Origin of the sequence: Actinomyces sp. Z5 (assembly GCF_003287795.1) — a bacterium.
GTDB lineage: Bacteria > Actinomycetota > Actinomycetes > Actinomycetales > Actinomycetaceae > Actinomyces > Actinomyces glycerinitolerans.
Map to the genome: position 1 here is coordinate 37,978 of NZ_QMIN01000076.1, position 23,959 is coordinate 61,936.

Below are 23,959 nucleotides of genomic sequence, written 5' to 3' on the forward strand. Positions count from 1 at the left end.
ACGCGGGCCCGCCGTTGTTTCGGGTTCGCGCGCCGCAGGCCCTATTGGGTCACCGCCCTCCCCGTTTTGACCGCGGTCCTCTGTTTGGTGTTCGGACCGCTTCTCTCCGTTTGGACCGCCGTAATGTGTGCAACTGGGGCGGTCCAAACAGACGTAAGGGGTCCAGACTGGCGAAGTCGTGAACCGCCCGGTCGCGAACCCCTCCGAGCCGGGCCTGGGGTGTGCGGCGCCATCGGGTGGCCGAGACCCCGCATCTCCGGCGCAGTTGTCCGGCCCGGGCCGGACCATTGCCAGTCATCCCGGACCCACACGACGCATCGCGAACCGTCTGCGGGAAGCGCGCCGAGTCACGCACTACCCGATCAACACCGGCTTCCCCTGGCGTCGCAGCGAAAGCCTTGATCCTGCAGATGCATGTACGTCCAGAACCCACGGTCGCATATCTGCGCAACTTTGGTTGACAAGCCACCACCTGTCAACGTAAGTTGCTTACGTGGCTTTGAAAACGACACCTACACCCGACCAAGTGGCCGCCGCGGCAGCCGATACGACAGAGCCGACAACCGGTTTGCGCGCCGTGGCCGCCTTGCGCAGACTCACCGAGACTCTGGAGCTTGCACAGGTTGAGGCTGCTCTGCGCGCTGGCATGGGCTGGACGGAAATCGCGAACAACCTCGGCGTCACCCGCCAAGCCGTCCACAAGAAGTACGCGAAACGAGTCGCACCCGGACTGGCACCCACCAGGAGGAGGAACCGATGACAGTATCGAGCCGTACCCATCTGTGGTCCTGGATTAGTTATGCGCGACATGAGGCCGGGCGTCTGCAGCACCCTGAGATCGACATCGACCACCTGCTGCTGGGGCTGCTCGCCCAGGGCGGTGAGGCGGCGGCGCTGCTCGGCACGCACGGAGTCACCCTGGCGAACGCCCGACGCGCCATGTACGAAGTATCCGCCGCGGACCTGGCGACCCTCGGCATAGACGCAACCGCCATACCGGCTTCGCTGCAGTCGCCCGGCCAGGAGGCGCAGAGGCTGGCCAACCTCGGCGATATCCCCTTGTCCGGCCAAGCTCAGCAGTTCGCCGCCGATCGTCGTAATGATTTCAGTACTTCCCTATCAGCTCTGAAAAGCCTGATGGAGACGGAGGGCGGGACGCCGATGCGCATACTCGCCCACCTCGACGTGGATACAGAACGACTACACGCCGATCTGGCCACACACGACGGGGGCCACCTCCGCTCCCCAGGCGTTACTAAAGTCGACCGCGGCCTGTTGCCGGAGACGCCATCCGGAGCCCTGTGCCTGAGACGATTCATCTCTGCACCACCGGAGCTGGTGCACGCGGTGCTGGCCGATCCGGGGATGCTCACCGGATGGGCCGTATTGCCAACAGAGGTGCGCGAGCAGCATCTGGATGGGATTGTCAGTATGCACCGCTCGCGCAACGGAAGCCGCCACCTGGATTTGCGCTGAAGACACCTCGAGCTTGGGACCGACGTGGTGTGCTGGGTGAAGACCATTCTCACCGGGCCGTATGACGGCCAAACCCACTCCTACGACAGCTTCGTTCTGCGACCGGCACCCGGCGGGTGCGAGCTGACCTTCACGCGCGCATACCGTGTCTGGCGCCTGTCCGGGCGTCTACTACACCCGGTGACCCGGCGACTGACACGCATAGGCATGGTCAACACCTTCGGCGCCATCGCCAGGACGGTCGCCGCCTCTCTATGAGACCCGGCCGGCGTTGCACCTGAGCGCCCTAGATGATCGATTCCAGAAGTGGGTAACTGTCGTCGCTGGATGACGGCCTGAGCCCCGGGAACATCAGAGCCTCACGAGGAAATCGAAATTGGCGCTCTACGCAGCGCGCACCTCGGCCACGCGCCACGGGTCGGGGACGAGGATCAGTATCACCTCGCGTGCCGCCAGCGCCGGCACGGTGCGCACGGCACCGTCCGCGCCCGTGCGGGTGGAGGCCGGCTGGGACTGACGGATGCGCACGGCCCGGGCGCCCACCCAGGTCTGCTCACAGTCCTCCGGCACGTCCACCTCGGTCACGCCGAGCACATCGGTGTCCAGCCCGTCGACGCTCTCCCCCGCCGCGGCCAGCGCCTCCAACACGGCCGCATCGGCGTTCGCCGCCGGCGAGTGCGGCACCGTGGTGTCGGCCAGGGCGACGCCGTCACCGGCATTCAAGGCGGCGTCGCGCCGCCCGGTCAGGTCCACCACCACCTCCAACAGGCTCTCCTCCGCGACTTGCGTCGGAGCAGGGACCGTGGCCGGGGCGCCGGCGGCTGCGCCGGTGCCGGGCGCCGTGGCCCGTGCCGCCTGGCCGACGCCGAGTAACCCGACGCCCAAACCCAACACGCTCACCAGCGCCACCAGGCCGACTAGTGCGGCAGCCAGCCGCCGTCGCCCCGTGCGAGATCGGCCGCGCCGGCGCCCGCGTCCCGCTTCGGGTCGCGCTGCCGGCCCCCGACGACGGCGCAGCGCGCGGCGGGTGGGGACCACGCGGGTAGGTCGGGCCGCCGCGGCACGCAGGGCGCCCGCGGCCAGGCGGGCGCCCTCGGGCAGGACCAGGCGGCCGGGCTGGGCCAGTTCATGCGCCCGGGCGGCCAGGGCACGGGCGGTGGGACGACGGGTCGGATCGGCGTCGAGCGCGTCGGGCAGGATGCGTTCAAGGCGGGCCCGCAGCAGCGCCGACCCGGAGGCGCATTCGCGCAGCAGGGCCGCCAGCGCGTACACGTCCGATGCCGGGGTCGCGGGGCCGCCACCGTGGCGCTCGGGGGCGGCGCAGCGGTCGGTCCCGGACTCGAGGATGCCGCCGAACAGGTCAATGAGCACCAGCCCGCCATCGGTGGTGACCATGACGTTGGCGGGTGAGACGTCCCCGTGTGCCAGACCGTGGGCATGCAGGTGTGCCAGCGCGCCGCCGACGTCGTCGAGCACCCGCGCTGCCTCGGCGCGGGTCAAGCCACCACGCGCCCCGAGCACCACCGCCAGGTCGGCGCCCGCGATCAGGTCGACGACGACCGCCGCGTACCCGTCGGGCAGGAAGATGACGTCGCGCACGGGGGCGATCGCGGGGTGGGTCAGCCCGCGCAGCTCGTTCAGGCGGCGCAGCGTGCGGGCCCCCGCGGCGTCGTCGGGCAGTTCGAGTAGATGGATCACGACGTCGCGGCCGGCGCCATCCAGGCCGCGGCGGGGCGCTAGCCGGCCCGGTGCGTCGCCGCCCAGGGGCGAGCCGACGGCGAGGCCCGCCTCTATGAGTGCGTCCTGCAGTTGCGGCGCGAGCGCGTCGGGATCCTCCGCCTGCTCGTCCCGCCGGCGGCTGCGGTGCTGGTTGGTGCCCATGGCCTCCATGTTCGCCGGAGCGGCACCAAGGTGCCAGGGTCAATGCGTCGCCTGTGGAAAACCCGTCACACCTGTCACCGCCCGCCGTTGAGACCGGCACCGGTTACGCGCCCGGACCGGTCGAAGTCGCTGAGGCCGGACGGGCGGGCGACCACGCAGCATCCATCGCCACGGCTCCGGGCTAGGCGTCGGCCATGAGTGGAGTCAAGTGGGTCTCCAGCGCCGCCATCACCGGATCGGCCAGTTCGGCCGTCGCGTAGTGGATGCCGGTCACGGCTGTCAACGAGGTGACCCCGGCGTCGGTAATGCCGCAGGGGATGATCCGGTCCAGGTCGAATGCGGCCAGGTCGGGGTCCACGTTCAGGCCGATACCGTGCATGGTGGTGCCGCGCGCCACCCGCACCCCCAGGGCGCAGACCTTGCACTCGCGCGCCTCGCCGCGGCCCGGTTGTCGGCCCGGCGGCACCCACACCCCCGAGCGCTCCGGCACACGCATAGTGGTCACGCCGAGGTCGGCGCATACGTCCATCACCGCCGCCTCCAGGGCGCGCACATACTTGATCACGTCGATCGGCTCGGCCAGGCGAATGATCGGGTAGACGGTCAATTGCCCGGGACCGTGCCAAGTCACCTTTCCGCCGCGGTCGACGTCCACCACCGGCACGCGCTCGGGCCCAGCCAGCGGGCCGGCCGGACGCTCCCATGAGTGCGTGCGCCGCCCCACCGTGTAGACGCTCTCGTGCTCGAGCAGCAGCACCGTCGCGGGACGGCGGCCTGCGGCGACGTCGGCGTGCACGGCGCGCTGAAGCGCCAAGCCCTCGTCAAAGGGCACCAGGCGGGTCCCCAAACCGACGTCGACGCGTCCCAATCCATGCACCTCACCAGCCTAGATGAGACCCGTGCGGGGGTGCGTTGCTCGTGCCGGTAGCGACGCGGGGTGGCGGATGAGTGACGACCGGGGCGGACCGCATAGACTACGGGCCGATGGTCCTACGCCAATGGTCCTACGGGAGGAGTTCCAGTGCCCGACGCCGTCGCCCCTGAGGGCCGCCGCCTGCTGCGTGTGGAGGCCCGCAACGCCCAGACGCCGATCGAACGCAAGCCCGGCTGGCTGCGCACCCGCGCCGTGGTGACCGACACCTACCAGGATGTGCGCGGCCTGGTGCGCAGCCACGGCCTGCACACGGTCTGCGCCGAAGCCAACTGCCCCAACGTCTACGAGTGCTGGAACGACCGCGAGGCGTCCTTCCTCGTGGGCGGAAGCATTTGCACCCGCCGCTGCGACTTCTGCGACATCGCCACCGGCCGTCCCACCGAGTACGACCCGGACGAGCCGGCCCGGGTGGCCGCTTCAATCAGGGAGATGCGCCTGCGCTACGCCACCGTTACCGGGGTGAGCCGCGACGACCTGCCCGACGGCGGCGCCTGGCTGTACGCGGAGACCGCCCGCCAGGTGCACGAACAAGTGCCCGGCTGCGGCATTGAACTGCTGGTGCCCGACTTCAGGGGCCACCCGGAGTCGCTGCAGGAGGTCTTCTCCTCCCGCCCGGAGGTGTTCGCCCACAACCTGGAGACCGTGCCGCGCATCTTCAAGCAGATCCGCCCCGCCTTCTCCTACGCCGGCAGCCTGGACGTCCTCGCGCGCGCGTCGCAGGCCGGACTGCTGACCAAATCGAATCTGATCCTGGGGATGGGCGAGATCCGCGAGGAGATCGAGCAGGCAATCGCGGACCTCGTCTCGGTCGGTGTCAACATCCTGACCCTGACCCAGTACCTGCGCCCGTCCAAGCTGCACCATCCGGTCGACCGGTGGGTCAAGCCGCAGGAGTTCCTCGAGCTGGCGGCGCTCGCGGAGGACCGGGGCATCGATGCGGTCATGAGCGGACCCATGGTGCGCTCCTCCTACCGCTCGGGGATGCTGTGGGCGCGGGCGATGCGTGCCACGGGCCGGGAGATTCCCGCCAACATGCGCGACCTGGCCGAGCCGAGTACGGCCCGCCAGGAGGCCGCCGCCCTGCTCGCCGCCGGGACCGCCGCAGGCTCCGCGGCCGACCGGGCGACGCCGAGCCCGGTGGGCCGGGCCGCCTCCTGAGGGACGGCGTGCGCCGTCGTCGGCTAAGGTGGGATCGTGAGCACAGCCCAGAGCGCCCAGCCGAAGAAGAAGCGGCGCCTCGCACAGGTCGCCCAGAACGTCAAAGACTCCTACACGATCTCACGGCGCAGCTATCCGTGGATCGGCTGGGCCCTGCTCGGCATCCTGGTGGCCCTGGTGGCACTGGCCGTTGCGCTGTCCGCCGTCACCAGCCAGGCGCTGTGGTACTGGCTGGTGATGGGCGTGCTGCTGGCGCTCATGGCGGACATGGTGGTTCTCTCACTGGCCACCCGCCGTGCCTCCTACATGCAGATCGAAGGCCACCCCGGTGCGGTCAAGGCCGTGCTCGATCAGGCGGGCCGCGGCTGGTACGTGGAGTCGGATCCGGTCGCCTTCAGCCCCAAGGGCCAGGACTTCGTATGGCGCCTGGTGGGACGCCCGGGCATCGTGCTGGTGGCCGAGGGTGCGCCGGGTCGTACCCAGCGCCTGGTTGAGGATGAGAAGAAGGTGCTGCGGCGCATCCTGTCCACGGTTCCGGTGCACGTGATCAGCGTGGGCACCGCGGAGGGGCAGACACGCCTGATCCACCTCGAGCGCGAGTTGCGGCGCCTGCCCACTAAGCCCACCAAGCTGACCAACACCGAGATCGACCGGGTCGCCAAGCGGCTGTCGTCCCTGTCCTCCAAGGGCCTGCCCATCCCGAAGTACATGGACCCGAACAACATTCGTCCGGACCGCCGCGCCATCCGCGGCCACTGAACCGCCGCCGCGCCCGCCCCGAGGCCGGCGCTCCGCAAGTCTGCGGACCGGCTCGGCCATGCAGCCGAAACACGGCGGACATATTCGCGGCACCGCCACGACACCGCGCCCACCTAGCCTGCATACCCACGCCCGGGATCTTTCGGGCATACAACACGCACACCCTGACGGAGGGACCACATGTTCAGTGACGCTGCGGAAGCGCTGGCCTACATCGAGAAGGAGGATGTGCAGCTGGTTGATGTGCGCTTCTGCGACCTGCCCGGCGTGATGCAGCACTTCACCATTCCGGTTGCCGCCTTCAAGGATGAGGCGCTCACCGAGGGGCTCATGTTCGACGGTTCCTCCATCCGCGGCTTCACCGCCATCCACGAGTCGGACATGAAGCTCATCCCGGACGTCACCACCGCCTTCCTGGACCCCTTCCGTGAGCAGCGCACATTGGTAATCAACTTCTCGATCGTGGATCCCTTCACCGACGAGGTCTACGCCCGCGATCCCCGTTCGATCGCCGCCAAGGCGGAGGACTACCTGCGTTCCACGGGCATCGCCGACACCTGCTACATCGGCGCGGAGGCCGAGTTCTACCTGTTCGACTCCATTCAGTACGAGACCACGCCCGCCTCCACCCGCTACCTGATCGACTCCGCCGAGGCGGCCTGGAACACCGGCCGTGACGAGCCCGGCGGCAACAAGGGCTACAAGACCGCCTTCAAGGGCGGCTACTTCCCCGTATCGCCCAACGACCAGATGGCCGACATTCGCGATCGCATCGTGCGCACCTGCATTCAGTCCGGCCTCGACATCGAACGCGCCCACCACGAGGTCGGCACCGCCGGGCAGCAGGAGATCAACTACCGCTTCGCCTCCCTACTCGCCGCCGGCGACGACATGATGAAGTTCAAGTACATCGTCAAGAACGAGGCCTGGCGCAACGGCAAGACCGCCACCTTCATGCCCAAGCCGATCTTCGGCGACAACGGCTCGGGCATGCACACGCACCACTCCCTGTGGAAGGACGGCAAGCCGCTGTTCTTCGACGAGCGCGGCTACGGGCAGCTCTCCGACCTGGCCCGCTGGTACATCGGCGGCATCCTGCGTCACGCCCCCAGCCTGCTGGCCTTCACCAACCCGTCGGTCAACTCCTTCCACCGGCTGGTGCCGGGCTTCGAGGCGCCGGTGAACCTGGTGTACTCGGCGCGCAACCGCTCCGCCTGCATCCGCATCCCGGTGACCGGCTCCTCCCCCAAGGCCAAGCGGATCGAGTACCGCGTGCCCGACCCGTCGGCGAACCCCTACCTGGCCTTCGCCGCCACGCTCATGGCCGGCATCGACGGCATCCGCAACCGCATCGAGCCACGCGAGCCCGTGGACAAGGACCTGTACGAGCTGGCCCCCGAGGACTACCACGACATCGACAAGCTCCCGGGCACGCTGGATGAGACGCTGGAGGCGCTGGAGGCCGACCACGACTACCTGGGCGAGGGCGACGTCTTCACCCCCGACCTGATCGAGACCTGGGTGGACTACAAGCGCACCAACGAGATCGCCCCGATGCGCCAGCGCCCCCACCCCTACGAGTTCGAGCTGTACTACGACCTGTGAGCGGCCTCTCGTGCCGGCCCGCCCCAACCATTTGCATATCTATGCTCTGATGTGGATATCCTGGCGGCGGCCGTAGTCCTCGATTCGAAGGAGCCGCATGAGATCCGCACGCACCTTGAGCGCGCGCGTCGCCGCCGGGCTGTGCCTGGCGCTGACGGCGACGGTGCCGCTGACCGCCTGTACCGACGCCGCCGATTGGAAGGCCACCCAGACCGGCGACGCCGCCGCCTTCACGGGCTATGACACCTCCGGCATCCAGGCTCAGCAGGACATCATCGACATGCTCCCCGAAGGCGCCCTGGCCGACGGCGTGCTCGACGTGGCCGCCTCCACCGACTATGCGCCCGCCGAGTTCCTGGACACCGACGGCACCGCCATCGGCTACGACGTCGATCTGACCAAGGCCATCGCCGCCGTGCTGGGCGTCGACTCGACCACCCACACGGCGGAGTTCGACTCCATCATCGCCGCCGTCGGCTCCAAGTACGACGCCGGCATCTCCTCCTTCACCGTCACCGCCGAGCGCGAGTCGGCCATGGACATGATCGCCTACATCAACGTCGGCTCCCGCTTCAACGTGGTCGCCGGCAATCCGGAGGGCGTGGACCCCTCCGACCACCTGAACCTGTGCGGCCTGACCATCGGCGTGCAGACGGGCACCGCCCAGGAGGAGGCCATGAACGCCGACTCCGCCGCCTGCACCGAGGCGGGCTTGCCGGCCATCGCCGTGCGTTCCTACTCGACCCAGTCGGAGGCGACCACCGGTCTGATGGGGCACGTGATCGACGCCGTCTATTCCGATTCGACCGTGGCCGGCTACGCCATCGAACTGACCGACGGCGGGGTGGAGACCGTCGGCGAGATCGAGGACGCACTCCCCCAGGCCATCGTCCTGGCCAAGGACGATCCGCAGTTCAACGCCGCCATCCAGGCGGCCGTCCAGTACCTCATGGACTCCGGCACTTGGGAGGAGATCCTGGACGCCTGGGGCATTGAGGACGCCGCGCTCACCACCGCCGAGCTGAACCCGAACGTGGAGCAGTGATCACCACCTTGAGACCTCCCCAGCCCACCCAATCCCCTTCTGCCACGGCCGTCCCCGGCCCCGACCAACCGGTCCAGTTGAACCGTCTGAAGCCGGTTCCCCGGCCCGGCACGTGGATCAGCGCCACCATCGTCGCCATCCTCGGTGCGATGCTCATCCACGCCCTGGTGACCAATGAGAAGTTCCACTGGGGCACCGTCTGGTTCTTCTTCCGCGAGGTGCACGTGGTGCGGGCGGTCGGCTGGACGCTGCTGCTGACGTTCCTGGCGATGCTGATCGGCATCGTGCTGGCGGTGACGACGGCGGTCATGCGCCAGTCGTCGAACCCGGTGCTGCGCGGCGTGTCGCTGGCGTACCTGTGGTTCTTCCGCGGCACCCCGATCTACACGCAGCTGGTGTTCTGGGGGGCGCTGTCCGCCCTGTACCAGTACCTGAGCCTGGGGGTTCCCTTCGGGCCGGAGTTGATCACCTTCCGCACCACGGCGGTGTTCACGCCGTTCGTCGCCGCCGTGCTGGGGCTGGGCATCAACGAGGGCGCCTACCTGTCGGAGATCGTGCGCTCCGGCCTGGCCAGCGTGGATCCCGGCCAGACCGAGGCGGCCGGCGCACTGGGCATGAGCCGGGGGCAGATCCTGCGCCGCATCGTCCTGCCGCAGGCCATGCGCGTGATCGTGCCGCCCACCGGCAACGAGACCATCTCCATGCTCAAGACCACCTCGCTGGTACTGGCCGTCCCCTTCACGCTGGATCTGACCTTCGTCACCAACTCCTACGCCTCCTACACCTACCAGACCATCCCGCTGCTGATCGTGGCGGCCCTGTGGTACATCATCATCACCTCCATCCTGATGGTCGGCCAGCACTTCATTGAGCGCTACTACGGCCGCGGCTTCGACGGGTCCACCGCCGCCGCCGGGAGCCGCGCGGGCCGCGGCCTGTCAGCCCGCCAGCAGGCCATCCTCGACTCCCACACCACCAAGGACTCCCCCTTCCTGGAGGTCACCCCGTGAGCAGCATGAACTCGAACACCGCCCAGCCCGTCCCGCCGGGTACGCCCAAGGTCCGCATCGCCGGACTGCACAAGTTCTTCGGGGAGCTGCACGTGCTCAAGGGCATCGACCTGACGGTCGAGCCCGGCTCCGTGACCGTGCTGGTGGGCCCGTCCGGGTCCGGCAAGTCCACGCTGCTGCGCTGCATCAACGAGCTGGAGACCATCGACGCCGGGCGCGTGTGGGTCGACGGCGAGCTGATCGGCATGCGGGAGGAGCAGCGCCCCGACGGCTCCGTACGGCTGCACGCCCTGACGGACAAGCAGCGCGCCGCCCAGCGCTCCAAGATCGGCATGGTCTTCCAGCGCTTCAACCTGTTCCCGCATATGACCGCGCTGGAGAATGTCATTGAGGCGCCCGTCCACGTGCGTCACGTACCCAAGGACCAGGCCCGCGCACGCGGCATCCAGCTACTGGATCGGGTGGGGCTGGGCGACCGGCTTGACCACTACCCCTCACAGTTGTCCGGCGGGCAGCAGCAGCGCGTGGCAATCGCCCGGGCGCTCGCCATGGACCCAGAGCTGATGCTCTTCGACGAGCCCACCTCCGCCCTGGACCCGGAGTTGGTCGGGGAGGTGCTCCAGGTGATGAAGGACCTGGCCGCCGACGGCATGACCATGGTGGTGGTCACCCACGAGATGGGCTTCGCCCGGGAGGTCGGCGATCAGCTGGTCTTCATGGACGGCGGCCTCGTGTGCGAGTCCGGCAACCCCATCGACGTGCTCGATCACCCCACTCAGGAGCGCACCCGGGCCTTCCTGTCCTCCGTGCTGTAACCGGCCGGCGGCACCAACCGCTGCCGTGAGACGTCCGGGTCGACGGGTTGCACTAGCCGACGGCCTCGGCCCGCCAGGTGCCCTCGTCCCAGTCGACCAGCCGCCAACCCGAATGCGGGTCGCCCTCGACCACGCTGACCGCCGTGTTGCGCATGGGGTGCTCGGCGATCCAGGCGGGGTCCGCACCCCCGCCGACCGCCGCCGCCAGCGCCGTCCACAGACGCAGGATGGTGCCGTGCGCCACCAGCAGAGCGGTGCCGCCGGCGCGGGTGGAGTTGTAGATCTCCTCCACCACGCCGTTGAAGCGCGCGAAGGTGTCCGCCCCGTCCTCCGGGCTGCCGGGGATCCGCGCGGCCATACGCCCCACCATCCAGGAGCGGGTAGTGTCGGTGTAGCAGGCCACGGAGCGGATGTCCGTGTTCATCTCGATGTCGCCGGCCAGTACCTCGCGCAGGCCGGGGCGGATACGGGCGGCCAGGCCGGTCGCCTGCTCAATGGGAGCGATCGTCTCCCGGGCCCGCTGGATCGGGGACACCCACAGTGAGGAGATGGCATCCAGGTCCCCACTGGACTCCAGGCGCCCCGGCAGCAGCGAGGCCTGCTCCACCCCGACGGCGTCCAGCGAGTTGCCGGGGAAGGCGGTATCCAGGGCGCCGGCGACGTTGGCAATGGTGCGGCCGTGTCGGACTAGCAGAAGCTTCACGAGCCTATACTGCCAGGCTCGCGGGCCGAGGGCGACGTCAGGACCGTTCAGGACCAGGGGTAGGGTCCGGCGCCGCGGGGGCGTCTGGGGGGACGGGGCCTGACACTCCCACCGCTGCCGGCGGCGCCTCCGGTGTCGCCCATGCGTGCCTGACCATTCTTCCCGCGCCGGCCCGCCGAGCGCGTCCCCGCGGCGGTCGTGGGCGGGGCCGGCCGCGCCGGGACGGCGTCGCCGAAGACGACGTGCTCCACCACGCGCCGGGCGTGCCGGGCGGTGCGCCGGTAGATGTCCTCCAGGTCCCGTTCGCTGCCGGCGGGCAGCCCCAGCAGCCGGCCGACCAGGCGAATCTCGCGCGGCTCCGTGGGCAGTACCTCCACCCGACTGGCCCCCTCGCGGCCGGTTCCCAGCACGGTGGCGGCCCGCACCCGGGAGGCCAGCACCCAGGCGGCGGTGAGCTTGCCGGCCTCGTCGACGCCGAGCAGGCCCGCCCGGGTAGCGGCGGACAGGGCCTCCAGCGTGGAGGTGGTGCGCAGTCCGGGCACCTGCGCCGCCCGGGTCAGTTGCAGCACCTGCGCGGACCATTCGACGTCGGACAGGCCCCCGGGACCAAGCTTGACGTGCCGACTGGGATCGGCGCCGCGCGGCAGCCGCTCGGCCTCCATGCGGGCCTTCAGGCGGCGGATCTCCCGCAGCCCGGCGTCGTCGAGCCCGTCCGGGCTCCAGCGCAGCGGGTCGATGAGCGCCTCGAAGCGCGCTCCCAGGTCGCGGTCGCCGGCGCAGGGCCGGGCGCGCAGCAGCGCCTGCCGCTCCCACACGGCCCCCCAGCGCTGGTAGTACTCGGCGTAGGAGTCCAGGGAGCGGGAGACCGGCCCCTGGCGCCCCTCGGGGCGCAGCCCGGTGTCCACCTCGAGCGGGTGCGGGCGCGCCTGGGCCAGCAGCCGGGTCACCCATTTCGCGACCGCCTCCGCCTCGGCGGCGGCCACGTCCGGGTCGGCGCCGGGCCGCGGCTCGTGTACGAACAGCACATCGGCGTCGGAGGTGTAGGTGATCTCCCGTCCGCCCAGGCGCCCCATGGCGATCAGCGCGTGACGGGCGGCGGCACCGGGCCAGGCGCCCTCGGCATCGGGGCCGGCGGCGACGGCGGCCGGCCCGTCCCGCTGCGCGATCACCAAGCCGGTGGCCACCGTCAGGGCGGCCCCAAGGACCGCGTCGGTGGCGTCGCCGAGGATGCGGGCGGTGCGAGCGGGGTCCACGCCGTCGAGTGAGTCGGCCAGGGCGGCGCGGATCAGCTCACGCGTGCGCACCCCCATGACCGCGCGGATCGCCTCCGCGGCCTGCTGCTCGATGCCGGCAGGGTCCGTGGCGGTGAAGGAGCGGCGCCGCAGTACCCGTTCCGTCTCGGAGCAGATCGCGCCGGGCGGGCGGGCGGCCAGTTCGGCGTCGTCGTCGAGCCAGGCGATCGACTCCGGACGCTCGGCGAGCCGGTCGGTGGTCCAGCGAGCACCGGATAGCACCTGGCACAGGCGGCGGGCGGCCACCGGAGAGTCCCGCAGCATGGCCAGGTACCAGTGGGAGCCGCCGATGGACTCCGACAGGCGGCGGAAGGACAGCAGGCCGTGGTCGGGGTCGGGGCCCTGCCCGATCCAGCCGATGATCACGGGCAGCAGCTGACGCTGAATGGCGGCGCGGCGACTGACGCCCTCGGTGAGCGCCTGGATGTGGTGCAACGCGCCGTCGGGGTCGAGGTAGCCGAAGGCCGCGAGGCGCTCGCGCGCGGCGGCGGGGGTGAGGCTCAGTTCCTCCGTGGTCAGGCTGGCGGCGGCGCTGAGCAGCGGCCGGTAGTAGATCTCCTCGTGCAGGGCCCGCACCCGGCGGCGCACCCGGTGGAAGAGCTTGCGCACCGCATCGGCGTCCTTCAACCGCCTGCGGTCGATACCCCGCCCGATGCGGCGCAGATCTGCATCGGCGGCCGGCAGGTCGTGGGTACGGCGCATGCGCAGAAGTTGGGCGCGGTGCTCCAGCAGCCGCAGCATCCGATAGCAGTCGGCCAGTTCGGCCGCGTCCGCGCGCCCCACGTAGCCGCCGGCGGAGAGCTGCTGAAGCCCATCCAGGGTTCCGCGCACGCGCAGGCGCGCGTCGGCACGGCCGTGCACCAGTTGCAGCAGCTGCACGGTGAACTCCACGTCCCGCAGGCCGCCGGGGCCGAGTTTGATGCGGCGGTCGTCGGAACCCGGCTGTGCGGACTCGGACTCGACCCGGCGGCGCATGGCGCGCGCGTCGTCGACGAAGTTCTCCCGCTGGCTGGCCGACCACACCAGGGGCGCGACACCGGCCTCATAGGCGGCGCCGAGCTGCCGGTCGCCGGCGCAGGCGCGCGCCTTGAGCAGTGCCTGGAACTCCCACGAGGAGGCCCAGCGCTGGTAGTAGGCCAGGTGCGAGTCCAGGGTGCGCACCAGGGCGCCGTCCTTGCCCTCGGGGCGCAGCGCGGTGTCCAGCGGCCACAGGGGTGGCTCGGCGCCCGACGCGGAGGTGATGCGGGCGATCTCGGTGGCGATCTGTGCCCCCACCCGCAGGATGTTCTCCTCGTCCGCCGCGGCGTCGGGATCGGCCGCAGGCCCGCCGTCGTCCCGGTGGGCGGGGCCGACCACGTAGACGACGTCGACGTCGGAGATGTAGTTCAGTTCGCGTGCGCCCGTCTTACCCATGGCGATGATCGCCATGGCCACGTCCGCGGCGGCGGGTCCCACGACGGCGCGGGCGATGGTCAGGGCGGCCTCCAGGGCGGCGTCGGCCAGGTCTGACATGCGCCCGCCCACGGTGGGCAGGTGCGCCAGTGGGCTTGCGGCGGTCAGGTCGTCGGCGACCACGGCGAGCAGGCGGTCACGGTAGGCCACGCGCAAGGCGCTTATGGCGCGGCCGGTAAACGCCTCGGGAAGGGGGGTGGGGGCGTCTACAAGCACGGCGGCGACGGCGTCGTGCAGGCCGATGGCGGCTTTGGGCTGGCCGGGGGCGTCCCAGGCGTGCGCGGGGGCGAGGGCGTCCAGGTGCCCGGGGTGGGAGATCAGGAAGTCTCCGAGCGCCTGGGAGGCGCCGAGCACCGCCAGCAGGCGACCGCGGTGGCCCACGAGTTCCTGTTCGTCTGGGTCGAGGTCCGCCTCAGCGTCGGGGTCTCCCGTGTCTGTCGGCTCAGCGACTGTGTCCAGGCGCAGCAGCCGCGCAAGCGTGCGAGCGGGAGCGCCCACGCCGTCGGCGACGGCGTCGGAGTGCACGGTTTCCGGCTCCGCAGTGGGCTCGGTGGCGGTTTCTGGGCCGCCGATGACCGTGCATGCCTCCGCCAGGCGGACCAGGGCGAGCAGGGCCAGGTCCGGGTCGGCGGTGCGGCCGAGCTCGTCCACCAGCCTTACACGGGCCGGGTCGAGGGCAGGCAGCTCCCCGGTGTCGGCGTCGGGCGCCGGGGACACGGCGGGCAGCAGGGGCGCCAACGCCGGGTCGGTGAGCAGGCCGTAGGCGCGATCCACCTCGGTGAAACCCGCCCACAGGAGCCGGGCGCGCGTGCTGGGCCACCGGCCGCGCCCGGTCAGGGACGGGCCGCTTCCGGCGGGCGTGTCGGGGCGAGTACCCCGCTGCTGCCCTGCTTCACGGTTGGTGGACACGAGTCATCACAATCTCGGGAAGAACTGACTGAGTTCGAAGTCGGTCACCTGGGCGTCGTAAGCCAGGTACTCGCGACGCTTGTTGCGCCGGAAGAACTCAAAGGCGTCCTCCCCCAACGTGTCGGCCACCAGGTCGGATTCGGCCATGGCGGCCACGGCGCTCTTCAGTGAGGTGGGCAGTGCCCCGATGCCCAGCGACTTGCGTTCCAACTCGGACAGGGCCCAGACGGTGTCCTCCGCCTCGGCGGGAAGCTCGTAGCCCTCTTCAATGCCCTTCATGCCCGCGGCGAGAATCACGGCGAAGGCCAGGTAGGGGTTGGCGGAGGAGTCGATGCCCCGGAACTCCACGCGGGCGGACTGGGCCTTGCCGGGCTTGTGCATGGGGACGCGCACCAGGGCCGAGCGGTTGTTGTGACCCCAGCACACGTAGCTGGGGGCCTCGTCGCCGCCCCACAACCGCTTGTAGGAGTTCACATGCTGGTTGGTGACCGCGCAGATCTCGGTGGCATGGTGCAGCAGACCGGCGACGAACGCGCGCCCGGTGGCGGACAGCTGGTACTGCCCGGACGGGTCGTGGAAGGCATTGTGGTCGCCCTCGTACAGGGAGAAGTGCGTGTGCATGCCGCTTCCGGGCTGGCCGACGAAGGGCTTGGGCATGAACGTGGCCTCGCAGCCCTCCTGCAGGGCGACCTCCTGGACCACGGCGCGGAAGGTCATGATGTTATCGGCCATGGACAGCGCGTCGGCGAAGCGCAGGTCGATCTCGTTCTGGCCGGGTCCGCCCTCGTGGTGGGAGAACTCCACCGAAATGCCCATCTGCTCGAGCATGAGGATGGCGTGGCGGCGGAACTCGTGCGCGGTGCCGCCGGGCACGTGGTCGAAGTAGCCGGCATGGTCGGTGGGGACGATGCGACCGTCGCCGTCGCGGCCCACCAGATAGAACTCGATCTCGGGGTGCACATAGCAAGTGAAGCCGGCGTCGGCCACGCGGGCCAGCTGGCGTTCGAGCACGGCGCGCGGATCGGTGCGGGCAGGCTCGCCATCCGGGGTGAGCACATCGCAGAACATGCGGGCGACGCTGTTAACCTCCTCCCGCCACGGCAGCATCTGGAAGGTGGAAGGGTCCGGGGACAGCAGCATGTCCGACTCATACACGCGGGTGAGTCCCTCAATGGCCGAGCCGTCGAAGCCGATGCCCTCCTCGAAGGCGCCCTCAACCTCGGCGGGCGCGATTGCGACCGACTTCAGCTGGCCGAGCACGTCGGTGAACCACAGGCGGATGAAGCGGATGTCGCGTTCCTCGATGGCGCGCAGTACGTATTCCTGCTGCTTGTCCATAATGCTGGCGTTGCCTCCTTGCGCGGGCGGTGTGGACCGGTGCGGTGTGCGGGTCCGGTCACCGCGGGCTTCCTCGGTCAGCCTATCGGCTGAAGGAGTCCGCCGGGTTTCACGCGGCGGTGCGGCGGGCACGGCTGGGCACGACCATTCGCGGGTTATCGGCGTGAACGTGGGTATCGGAACGAACGTGGTGCGTTAGACCAGCGTCTCACGGGGGCGAAGGATCCGGTGAGCAGTGCCGGTTCACCGCGCCGGACTTGTCTGCCGCCATCCCCCGTGCCCGGAAGCGGGACCATCTGCTATGCGACTTCGCCATCCACGGCGTCTACAACGCCACTTCGGGGTTAACAACGCCGGTTAACGGTCTACTGAAGGGCTCCGAGGTATACAGCAGAGCGTTAAGTAGCGTTGTTAACGCCGAACCGGCGTAGCAGACACCCCAGTCCACTCACACGCCCGACCCAGACTCCCGACCGGCCCGTGGACACCACGCCCTCAAACCCGAAGAGCCAGTTTGAGCGTGCAGACCTGAACCGTCACACCGACAGCAGCCTCGCCGCCGGGGCTCCGCTGCCGATCGTCGCCGTCAAGGAATCGGAATAGGAGCTCCGCCCGGCGAGTAGGCTCCGAACATGACCACTTCCGCTTCCGACCAGTCATCCGCAGACGCTGCCACGGTAGGCGCCTCCCCCGCCGCCGACCGCTCTGCCGCCGAAGTCACCACCCCGGCCGCGGCGGGGCCGCAGATCTCACAGGTCAAGAAAGTGCGCGTGCACCACCTGCTGAGCGCGAAGCAGCGGGGCGAGAAGCTGACCATGCTCACCGCCTACGACGCGGTCACCGCGCGCATCCTGGATGCTGCGGGTACCGACATGCTGCTGGTCGGCGACTCGCTGGGCAACGTCATGCTCGGCTACGACTCCACCGTGCCGGTCACCCTCGACGAGATGGTGGTGGCCACTCGCTCGGTGGCCCGCGGCACCAGCCGGGCCCTGGTGGTGGCGGATCTGCCCTTCGGCACCTATGAGGCCGGCCCCGAGCAGGCCCTGGCCAGTGCCGTACGGCTCATGCGCGTGGGCGCCAACGCCGTCAAGCTCGAGGGCGGCCGCCCCCGGGCGGCAACGGTGCGCGCACTGTCCGACGCGGGCATCCCGGTGGTCGGCCACCTCGGCTTCACTCCCCAGTCGGTGAACAAGCTCGGCGGCTTCCGCGTACAGGGCCGCGGCGAGGATGCGCAGGAGGCCCTGTTGGCAGACGCCGCGGCGCTGGCCGACGCCGGCGCGATCGGGATGGTTCTGGAGATGATGCCTGAGCCGGTGGCGGCGCGCATCACGCAGGCGGTGCCGGTGCCCACGATCGGTATCGGTGCCGGAGTCCACTGCGACGGCCAGGTGCTGGTGTGGACCGACATGGCCGGTATGGAGGAGTGGAAGCCGCGCTTCGCACGGCAGTTCGGCCAGGTCGGTCGGGCGCTGCAACAGGCCGCGCAGGATTACAACGCCGCGGTCCGTGACGCCTCATTCCCGGGGGCTGCGGAGAGCTTCGAGGCCTAGGCTCGCCCCGGCGCCAAGTGCTGCTTCCCTTCCGCGGTGATGCCGGCGCTTACACGCGGGTGTCGAAGGCCAGCTTCGCACCGAATCCGAGCAGAACGCCGCCGGTGACCCGGTCCGTCCAGCGCTCCAGCGCGGCCCCGGCACCGGACTCCAGCCGGGGCGCGATCCACGACGCCCCGACGGCGAGTGCGCCCATCCACACCATGCAGCACAGCCCGTGCACGGTGGCGAGCAGCACGCCCATCAGCAGTGGTGGCACCCCGACGGCCATGAACTGCGGAATGGTGGCGAGGTAGAACACGCCCGCCTTGGGGTTGAGCAGATCGGTCGCCAGCCCGGTGAGCCAGCCCCGCCACAGCGGAGCACCGTCGGCGTCAGCGACACGTGCTCCCGTTGTAAGCGGCGCTTCCGCCGACGCGGTCTCCGCCTGTGCCGCGCCCGTTCCCAGGTCTATGGCCGTCCGCCCACGGGAGGCACGACGGAAGGAACGCAGCAGCATGCCGCCGCCCATCCAGGCCAGATACAGGGCACCGGCCAGCGACAGGAGCCGGTAAGCCGTGCGGGAGGCGGCCAGCACCGCCGTCGCCCCGGCGCCGGCGGCTGCGCCCCAGATGATCAGCCCGGTGAAGATGCCCGCGACCGTGGCCAGGCCGTAACCGCGAGAGTGATTGAGTGCGCCCCGCAGCACGACCGCGGTGTCGAGTCCGGGCACCAGCGTGAGCACAACCACGATGGCCGCGAATCCGGCGAGCGCCTGCGGCAGCGTCATGCATTGCTCCTAACACCGTTCCCAACGGCGTCGGCCGAGCCGGCCGCCAGGCCCTCCGGGTGCTCCCAGTCGATCGGTACGGGCACGACCCCAGCAAAGGCGTCGCTGAAGTCCCGAACCGGGTAGGTAACTCCCTGGTTCCCGGGGTCCTCCGCCCACGTGAGCAGGCGCGGGGCGCCGTCGACGGCGCTCGGCGTCACCTCAACGGTGGTCACCGCGCAGTTGGCCATCGGGGCCATGCCATAGATCTGCGGCCCCACCCAGCGGGCCATGATGGTCATGAGCGTCATGCCGTGGGAGACCACCAGCACGTTGTCCGCGCCGTCGTCACCCGCCGCGACGGAGCGCAGGTCGGCGAGGATGCGGGCTAGGGCGCCGTCGACGTCGGCGAGGTAGTCGCGGGCGGTAATACCGCCGGGGGCGCCGGGGTGCACGCCGGTCAGGACGGCGGGCAGGTGCTGCTCCGCAGGCAGGGCCGCGTGCATGACCGGATCGGGGCCGCCGTCGTAAACGCCGTAGTTGTATTCGCGAAGTCCCGTGAGGTTCACCGGGGTGAGGCCGGGGTGCGCCTGCAGCAGGATGCCGCCGGTCTCCTGGACGCGCCCCTGGGGGCTGAAGTAGGCGCGGTTGAAGGGAACGTCGGCCAGGTAGTCACGGCAGATCTCGGCGCCCAGGCGTCCCTCGGGCGTCAGTGGGGAGTCGGCCGCGCCCTGGGTGCGGCGCTGCTCATTCAGGACGGTACGGCCGTGCCGCACGAAGTAGATCATCGCCATGCGGTAATCGTATGGCAATGCTCCGCATACGGTGCGGCCGGTCGTCGGCACCCACCGGAGCCCAGTATTTTGGAGGCCCCGGCGGTTTGCCCACGTTTCAGTCCCCCGGCTTATCCCCGCCGGTGGCCGCCGCCCGCTGCAGCCGGTTGATCTCCTCGGAGAAGGTCCAGCGGTTGAGCAGGTGTTCGAAGCGCCGACCGTCGATGTAGACAACCGGGCTGGCATCGTCGGTCAGGCCCTCGACGTCGCTGGCATCGGCGAGGACCTTCGCCTCATCGACTCCGGAGTCGATGCGCTCCCACATGGCGTGGGCATCGATTCCAGCATCCCTGGCCGCACGTGTGATCGAGTGGGAGGTGATGCCGCCGCGCAGCCCGGCCAGGGCATCGTGGAAGGCCCAGAGGCCCGGCTCGTCGTTTCCGGAGGCGGCCTCCAGTGCTAGTGCCGCCAGCAGGCTCCCGGGACCGGACAACTTGTGCCGCAGGATCAGTAGCACCTCGCCGGAGTCGATCAGCGGCTGCAGGCCATAAAGCGCCTCCGTCAGCCGCCACCGGTCCTCGTCGTCCATGTCGGCGTAGTTGATCAGCACATGCGGCGCGTCCATGCTGCCGAACGTCAGTTCGTGTGCCGGCGCGGGCGGGCGGCACAGGCGCATCCCAGTGGGCTCCGGCAGCGGGCAGAGCCGGTCGGTCACCTGGAAGACGAGGGCGGCCAGCACCAGGGCCAGCAGCGAGGCGAGCAGTACTCCGAGGCGCGCCTGGTCGCGCAGAGTCTCGTCCTCCAGCGCGATGTTGGCCACCAGCAGGGAGATGGTGAAGCCCATGCCGGACAGAGCTCCGAGTCCGGTGATGCGCGGCAGGTCCAGCCCCGGCATGCGGGAGGCGGGCACGATCCACAGCACCAGCCCGGCCCCGAGGACGACGCCGATGAGCTTACCCGCCACGAGGCCGCCGATCACGGCCCACAGGATGCGGGAGGAGATGGCGGCACCGATGGTCTCGGCGCCGAGCGCCACTCCGGCGTTGGCCAGGGCGAATAGGGGCACCACCAGGAAGTTCACGTACGGCGGCAGGAGGAACGCCAGGCGCTGATTGAGCGGCATGGAGTAGTTCAGGGACTCGCGCAGCATCCGGGCGCTTCCTGGCGCCGGGGCCTGCCGGTAAAGGGCGGCGAACTCCCCGGCGGCGTCGACGTCCTCGCTGCGCACGTTGTACACCGGCATGAGCAGGGCGATGAGCACGCCCGCGAGCGTGGCGTGCACGCCGGAACGGTAGACCGCGTACCAGATGACGACGGCGAGCACCAGGTAGGGCGGCACGCGCCAGACCCCGCGACGCGCCATCAGCCACACCAGGAGCAGCCCGGCCGCGGCGACGGCCAGGGCGACGAAGTTCAGCGACTCGGAGTAGAAGACGGCGATGACCGCCAGGGCGCCGATGTCGTCGATGACGGCGAAGGCCAGCAGGAACAGCCGCAGCCGCGGAGCGCGCTTGGGGCCCACCAGGGCAAGCATCCCCAGCGCGAAGGCCGTGTCGGTGGAGATCACCGATCCCCACGCGTGGGCCCCGTCCGAGCCGCCCATAATGGCCAGGTAGATCAGCGCCGGCACCACCAGGCCGCCCACCGCGGCCGCCGTGGGCAGCAGCGCGCGTCCCGGCAGCCGCAGCTCGCCCAGCGTCAGCTCTCGACGCACATCCAACCCGACCATGAAGAAGAAGACCGCCATCAGGCCCTCATCCACCCACTCGTGCAGAGTCAGATCCACCGCGAACGGGCCGACCGTGATAGCCGCGGATGTCTGCCAGAACTGGTGGTAGCTGTCGCCCACATTCGCCCAGATCAGGGCGACGATCGTCGCCACGGCGAGGGCGATCGCCGCATAGGTCTCATTGGTCTGCAACTCGAGCAGACGCCCTCGGCGGCGCAGGTAACTGTCTACGACGTCACGGATGCGCCCCTGGTCACTGGCGGCACGAACGTCGGGAGTGCTCATTCAATCTCCGTTTCCGAGCGTAATCACAGGAGGTGGTTTCCTCGCGCACGGTCAGCCGCCCGGTTGCATTGTCGACCGGCGGCACCGAATGCGAGCGGCCCAGATCCCTACCCGTGGGAGCGAAGCAGAGCGATACACGGGGCGCGGGACGGGCCGGCGAACTGGTGTCATTGCATGGACCGCTGTCAATCGCGTCCCGGCGGTGGCCGTTGGGTACTCGTGCCTCGGACGGCTCCTATGCTGACGCCATGACTACACCGACGATCTCACTTGCGGACCGGGCTCCCCGCGGCACTCTCACCAAGGGCGTTCTCACCCCCGAGCGGCATGTGCCCGCCTCCATAGCCCGTCCCGAGTACATGTTCCACGACGGCCCGGAGCGCGTAACCGCGTCCGACGTCAAGGACGCCGAGACGGTTGAGCGGATCCGGGCGGCCGGGCGGATCGCGGCGCGTGCCATGGCGGAGGCCGCCAAGGCGATCGCCCCCGGGGTCACCACCGACGAGCTGGACCGGATCGCCCACGAGTACATGTGCGACCACCACGCCTACCCCTCCTGCCTGGGCTACATGGGCTTCCCCAAGTCGATCTGCACCTCCATCAACGAGGTGATCTGCCACGGCATCCCGGACTCGACCGTGCTCAAGGAGGGGGATCTGATCAATCTGGATGTCACCGCATACTTCGAAGGCGTTCATGGCGACACCAACGCGACCTACCCGGTGGGTGAGGTCGACGAGGAGACGGCACTGCTGATCGAGCGCACCCGCATGGCCATGGAGCGCGGGATCAAGACGGTCAAGCCGGGCCGGGAGGTCAATGTGATCGGCCGGGTCATTGAGAAGTACGCCACACGCTTCAACTACGGGGTGGTGCGGGACTACACCGGTCACGGGGTGGGCGAGGCCTTCCACTCGGGGCTGATCATCCCCCACTACGACTCCGCCCCCCGATTCGACGACGTCATGGAGGTGGGTATGGTCTTCACCATTGAGCCGATGCTCACCCTGGGCACCGAGGACTGGGAGCAGTGGGACGACGGCTGGACGGTGGTCACCAAGGACCGCTCGCGCACGGCCCAGTTCGAGCACACGCTGGTGGTCACGGAGGACGGCGCCGACATTCTCACACTCCCCTGAGCCGCATTTGAGGTATTGGGGTAGTGCTACCCATCCCCCGAGCTGAGACGGATGCCCAACAAACGCCGATGCACGTGTACATTCACGTCTGTGATCCGTCCGCGACCGTTGTTCGCGGCATCGCGTGACAATATGCATCCCCACTTCCCGGAGGTATTGACTCATGGCACTGCGCTTCAACCCGCCGCCGAACTGGCCGGCACCCCCCGAGGGGTTCAACCCGCCCCCGGGGTGGCAGCCCGATCCCGCCTGGGGCCCGGCCCCCGAGGGCTGGCAGCTATGGGTGGATGACTCTGCCCCCGGAGCCTCCGCCGGCTCGGCCCCGCAGGCCGGCTCCGCGCCGGTCGCAGACCCGACCGGCCAGTCGGCATCGGCTCCTTCCGGTGATTACGCCGCCGGTGCGAGTCCGTACGCGGCCAACATGGACTACGCCCAGTCCCCCACGCCATATCACAACCAGCAGGCGACCCCGGGCACGTCCCCGCAGGCCGCCGGCTGGCAACCAATCGATGTCGGTCAGGGCGGCACCCCCGGCGGTCAGAAGCCGGTGACGAAGCAGTGGTGGTTCTGGACCATCATCGCCGTTGTCGTCCTGGCGCTGGTGATCGGCCTCATCGTGGCGCTGACCGGCGGTGACGACGAGCCCGTCGCGCGCCCGACCTCCACGGCGTCCTCCCGCACCAGTGACGACTCGCGCAACACCACCTCGGACGACACCGACGACGGTGACGACACGCCCAGTGACGACCCGACCAGTGACGACACCACGAACGACGACAAGGACGACTCCAACTCCTCTTCCTCCTCTTCGGACGTCGGCACCACCATGGACGACCCGGCCGATCCGGAGAAGGACGTGCTCGTCTTCGAGGCCGACGACTACGAGGACGATCCGGACGCCAGCTTCGACGTCCAGTTCGGCTCGGTCGAGTGGGATGCCACCTCCGATGTCGAGACCGAGGCCGGCAAGTACCGTTACGAGGACCCGGGCAGCGGCAACGTCTACATGCGGGTGCCGGTGACGATCACGTACCACGGCAAGGGCAAGATGGACGCGTATGACCTGACGGTCGACTACGTCAAGGACGGCAACACCACCGAGGCGACCTACCTGTACATCGACAGCGAGTTCCGCCAGCAGGACATGCCGCGCGACGGCGGCACCGCCACGGGCTACTTCATGTTCATCCTCAGTGAGGATGACGCCAACGCCCAGCAGGGCGTATTCGCGGTCAACGGCTACTGGGGCACCGACGAGCTGTACATGGAGGCCAAGTCCTTCTAAAGACCAGTTGATGGGCTCCGTGCCCACCGCTGCACCTCGACGGCGGCCCCGCTGGATAGCGGGGCCGCCG

General features: G+C 69.7%; 21 protein-coding genes. 13 read left to right on the forward strand and 8 right to left on the reverse strand.

The features are described from left to right. The first annotated feature begins 526 nt into the window (after nucleotides 1-526). Genes DRB06_RS10750 through DRB06_RS10760 form a run of 3 tightly spaced genes read left to right on the forward strand, consistent with a single transcriptional unit; the run spans nucleotide 527 to nucleotide 1,734 of the window. Nucleotides 527-760, forward strand: coding sequence for a hypothetical protein (locus tag DRB06_RS10750; protein WP_220093020.1), 234 nt, complete (start codon nucleotides 527-529; stop codon nucleotides 758-760). Further along, complete coding sequence (locus tag DRB06_RS10755) at nucleotides 757-1,476, forward strand: Clp protease N-terminal domain-containing protein (protein ID WP_111819940.1); 720 nt, start codon at nucleotides 757-759, stop codon at nucleotides 1,474-1,476. The genes DRB06_RS10750 and DRB06_RS10755 overlap by 4 nt, the downstream gene beginning before the upstream one ends. 36 nt (nucleotides 1,477-1,512) lie before the next feature. After that, nucleotides 1,513-1,734, forward strand: a complete 222-nt coding sequence (locus DRB06_RS10760; protein ID WP_146750871.1) for a hypothetical protein — start codon at nucleotides 1,513-1,515, stop codon at nucleotides 1,732-1,734. A gap of 126 nt (nucleotides 1,735-1,860) precedes the next feature. On the opposite strand, the gene DRB06_RS10765 is transcribed toward DRB06_RS10760, so the two are convergent. Beyond that, entirely contained in the window at nucleotides 1,861-3,357 is a 1,497-nt protein-coding gene (locus tag DRB06_RS10765; protein WP_258522237.1) for a protein kinase domain-containing protein, read from the reverse strand. A gap of 181 nt (nucleotides 3,358-3,538) precedes the next feature. Continuing rightward, nucleotides 3,539-4,225 carry a lipoyl(octanoyl) transferase LipB gene (gene lipB, locus DRB06_RS10770; protein ID WP_108967288.1) on the reverse strand — a complete coding sequence of 229 codons (687 nt, stop codon included), beginning with the start codon at nucleotides 4,223-4,225 and terminating at the stop codon, nucleotides 3,539-3,541. 153 nt (nucleotides 4,226-4,378) lie between these two features. Here lipB and lipA point away from each other — a divergent pair, with 153 nt between their 5' ends. The 6 genes from lipA (at nucleotide 4,379) to DRB06_RS10800 (ending at nucleotide 10,683) form a co-directional block, all read left to right on the forward strand. Further along, complete coding sequence (gene lipA / locus DRB06_RS10775; protein WP_111819943.1) at nucleotides 4,379-5,449, forward strand: lipoyl synthase; 1,071 nt, start codon at nucleotides 4,379-4,381, stop codon at nucleotides 5,447-5,449. A gap of 36 nt (nucleotides 5,450-5,485) precedes the next feature. Further along, nucleotides 5,486-6,208 carry a DUF4191 domain-containing protein gene (locus DRB06_RS10780; protein ID WP_111819944.1) on the forward strand — a complete coding sequence of 241 codons (723 nt, stop codon included), beginning with the start codon at nucleotides 5,486-5,488 and terminating at the stop codon, nucleotides 6,206-6,208. A 180-nt stretch (nucleotides 6,209-6,388) separates the two neighbouring features. Next, nucleotides 6,389-7,813 carry a type I glutamate--ammonia ligase gene (gene glnA, locus DRB06_RS10785; protein ID WP_108967293.1) on the forward strand — a complete coding sequence of 475 codons (1,425 nt, stop codon included), beginning with the start codon at nucleotides 6,389-6,391 and terminating at the stop codon, nucleotides 7,811-7,813. A 97-nt stretch (nucleotides 7,814-7,910) separates the two neighbouring features. Further along, nucleotides 7,911-8,858 carry an ABC transporter substrate-binding protein gene (locus DRB06_RS10790; protein WP_111819945.1) on the forward strand — a complete coding sequence of 316 codons (948 nt, stop codon included), beginning with the start codon at nucleotides 7,911-7,913 and terminating at the stop codon, nucleotides 8,856-8,858. Nucleotides 8,859-8,935: 77 nt separating this feature from the next. Further along, nucleotides 8,936-9,868, forward strand: a complete 933-nt coding sequence (locus DRB06_RS10795) for an amino acid ABC transporter permease (protein ID WP_395994445.1) — start codon at nucleotides 8,936-8,938, stop codon at nucleotides 9,866-9,868. 5 nt (nucleotides 9,869-9,873) lie between these two features. Further along, nucleotides 9,874-10,683, forward strand: a complete 810-nt coding sequence (locus tag DRB06_RS10800) for an amino acid ABC transporter ATP-binding protein (RefSeq protein WP_108969709.1) — start codon at nucleotides 9,874-9,876, stop codon at nucleotides 10,681-10,683. Nucleotides 10,684-10,735: 52 nt separating this feature from the next. On the opposite strand, the gene DRB06_RS10805 is transcribed toward DRB06_RS10800, so the two are convergent. From DRB06_RS10805 to DRB06_RS10815, 3 genes are all read right to left on the reverse strand, one after another. After that, nucleotides 10,736-11,386, reverse strand: a complete 651-nt coding sequence (locus DRB06_RS10805) for a histidine phosphatase family protein (protein WP_108967297.1) — start codon at nucleotides 11,384-11,386, stop codon at nucleotides 10,736-10,738. A 47-nt stretch (nucleotides 11,387-11,433) separates the two neighbouring features. Further along, complete coding sequence (locus DRB06_RS10810) at nucleotides 11,434-14,967, reverse strand: bifunctional [glutamine synthetase] adenylyltransferase/[glutamine synthetase]-adenylyl-L-tyrosine phosphorylase (RefSeq protein ID WP_111819962.1); 3,534 nt, start codon at nucleotides 14,965-14,967, stop codon at nucleotides 11,434-11,436. A gap of 78 nt (nucleotides 14,968-15,045) precedes the next feature. After that, nucleotides 15,046-16,377 (reverse strand): glutamine synthetase family protein, encoded by a 1,332-nt coding sequence (locus DRB06_RS10815; protein WP_073331788.1) that lies wholly within the window; start codon nucleotides 16,375-16,377, stop codon nucleotides 15,046-15,048. 480 nt (nucleotides 16,378-16,857) lie between these two features. Between DRB06_RS10815 and DRB06_RS16665 the strand changes: the two genes are divergently transcribed. Together DRB06_RS16665 and panB are read left to right on the forward strand one after the other, a co-directional pair. Then, the gene (locus DRB06_RS16665) at nucleotides 16,858-16,980 is read left to right on the forward strand and encodes a hypothetical protein (protein WP_258522238.1); all 123 of its coding nucleotides are present in this window, start codon (nucleotides 16,858-16,860) and stop codon (nucleotides 16,978-16,980) included. A gap of 161 nt (nucleotides 16,981-17,141) precedes the next feature. Next, entirely contained in the window at nucleotides 17,142-17,930 is a 789-nt protein-coding gene (panB, locus tag DRB06_RS10820; RefSeq protein ID WP_073332128.1) for a 3-methyl-2-oxobutanoate hydroxymethyltransferase, read from the forward strand. Nucleotides 17,931-17,979: 49 nt separating this feature from the next. Here panB and DRB06_RS10825 read toward each other — a convergent pair whose 3' ends face one another. The 3 genes from DRB06_RS10825 to nhaA all read right to left on the reverse strand — a co-directional run bounded on the left by DRB06_RS10825 (nucleotide 17,980) and on the right by nhaA (nucleotide 21,465). After that, complete coding sequence (locus tag DRB06_RS10825) at nucleotides 17,980-18,699, reverse strand: LysE family translocator (protein WP_111819946.1); 720 nt, start codon at nucleotides 18,697-18,699, stop codon at nucleotides 17,980-17,982. Continuing rightward, nucleotides 18,696-19,472 carry a histidine phosphatase family protein gene (locus tag DRB06_RS10830; RefSeq protein ID WP_073331783.1) on the reverse strand — a complete coding sequence of 259 codons (777 nt, stop codon included), beginning with the start codon at nucleotides 19,470-19,472 and terminating at the stop codon, nucleotides 18,696-18,698. The genes DRB06_RS10825 and DRB06_RS10830 overlap by 4 nt, the downstream gene beginning before the upstream one ends. A gap of 97 nt (nucleotides 19,473-19,569) precedes the next feature. Beyond that, nucleotides 19,570-21,465: a Na+/H+ antiporter NhaA gene (gene nhaA / locus DRB06_RS10835; protein ID WP_111819947.1), complete on the reverse strand. Its 1,896-nt coding sequence runs from the start codon at nucleotides 21,463-21,465 to the stop codon at nucleotides 19,570-19,572. Between the two features lie 248 nt (nucleotides 21,466-21,713). Between nhaA and map the strand changes: the two genes are divergently transcribed. Next, entirely contained in the window at nucleotides 21,714-22,604 is an 891-nt protein-coding gene (map, locus tag DRB06_RS10840) for a type I methionyl aminopeptidase (RefSeq protein WP_073331778.1), read from the forward strand. Nucleotides 22,605-22,767: 163 nt separating this feature from the next. Further along, nucleotides 22,768-23,889 (forward strand): hypothetical protein, encoded by a 1,122-nt coding sequence (locus tag DRB06_RS10845; RefSeq protein WP_108967307.1) that lies wholly within the window; start codon nucleotides 22,768-22,770, stop codon nucleotides 23,887-23,889. Nucleotides 23,890-23,959 lie beyond the last annotated feature (70 nt).

What these genes read in the sequence shown, in the direction of transcription:
- glnA (WP_108967293.1), top strand. Translation starts at nt 6,389, where the DNA reads ATGTTCAGTGACGCTGCGGAAGCGCTGGCCTACATCGAGAAGGAGGAT.
- DRB06_RS10830 (WP_073331783.1), bottom strand. Translation starts at nt 19,472, where the DNA reads ATGGCGATGATCTACTTCGTGCGGCACGGCCGTACCGTCCTGAATGAG.
- map (WP_073331778.1), top strand. Translation starts at nt 21,714, where the DNA reads ATGACTACACCGACGATCTCACTTGCGGACCGGGCTCCCCGCGGCACT.
- nhaA (WP_111819947.1), bottom strand. Translation starts at nt 21,465, where the DNA reads ATGAGCACTCCCGACGTTCGTGCCGCCAGTGACCAGGGGCGCATCCGT.
- DRB06_RS10825 (WP_111819946.1), bottom strand. Translation starts at nt 18,699, where the DNA reads ATGACGCTGCCGCAGGCGCTCGCCGGATTCGCGGCCATCGTGGTTGTG.
- DRB06_RS10790 (WP_111819945.1), top strand. Translation starts at nt 7,911, where the DNA reads ATGAGATCCGCACGCACCTTGAGCGCGCGCGTCGCCGCCGGGCTGTGC.
- DRB06_RS10845 (WP_108967307.1), top strand. Translation starts at nt 22,768, where the DNA reads ATGGCACTGCGCTTCAACCCGCCGCCGAACTGGCCGGCACCCCCCGAG.
- DRB06_RS10800 (WP_108969709.1), top strand. Translation starts at nt 9,874, where the DNA reads ATGAACTCGAACACCGCCCAGCCCGTCCCGCCGGGTACGCCCAAGGTC.
- DRB06_RS10755 (WP_111819940.1), top strand. Translation starts at nt 757, where the DNA reads ATGACAGTATCGAGCCGTACCCATCTGTGGTCCTGGATTAGTTATGCG.
- DRB06_RS10815 (WP_073331788.1), bottom strand. Translation starts at nt 16,377, where the DNA reads ATGGACAAGCAGCAGGAATACGTACTGCGCGCCATCGAGGAACGCGAC.
- DRB06_RS10765 (WP_258522237.1), bottom strand. Translation starts at nt 3,357, where the DNA reads ATGGGCACCAACCAGCACCGCAGCCGCCGGCGGGACGAGCAGGCGGAG.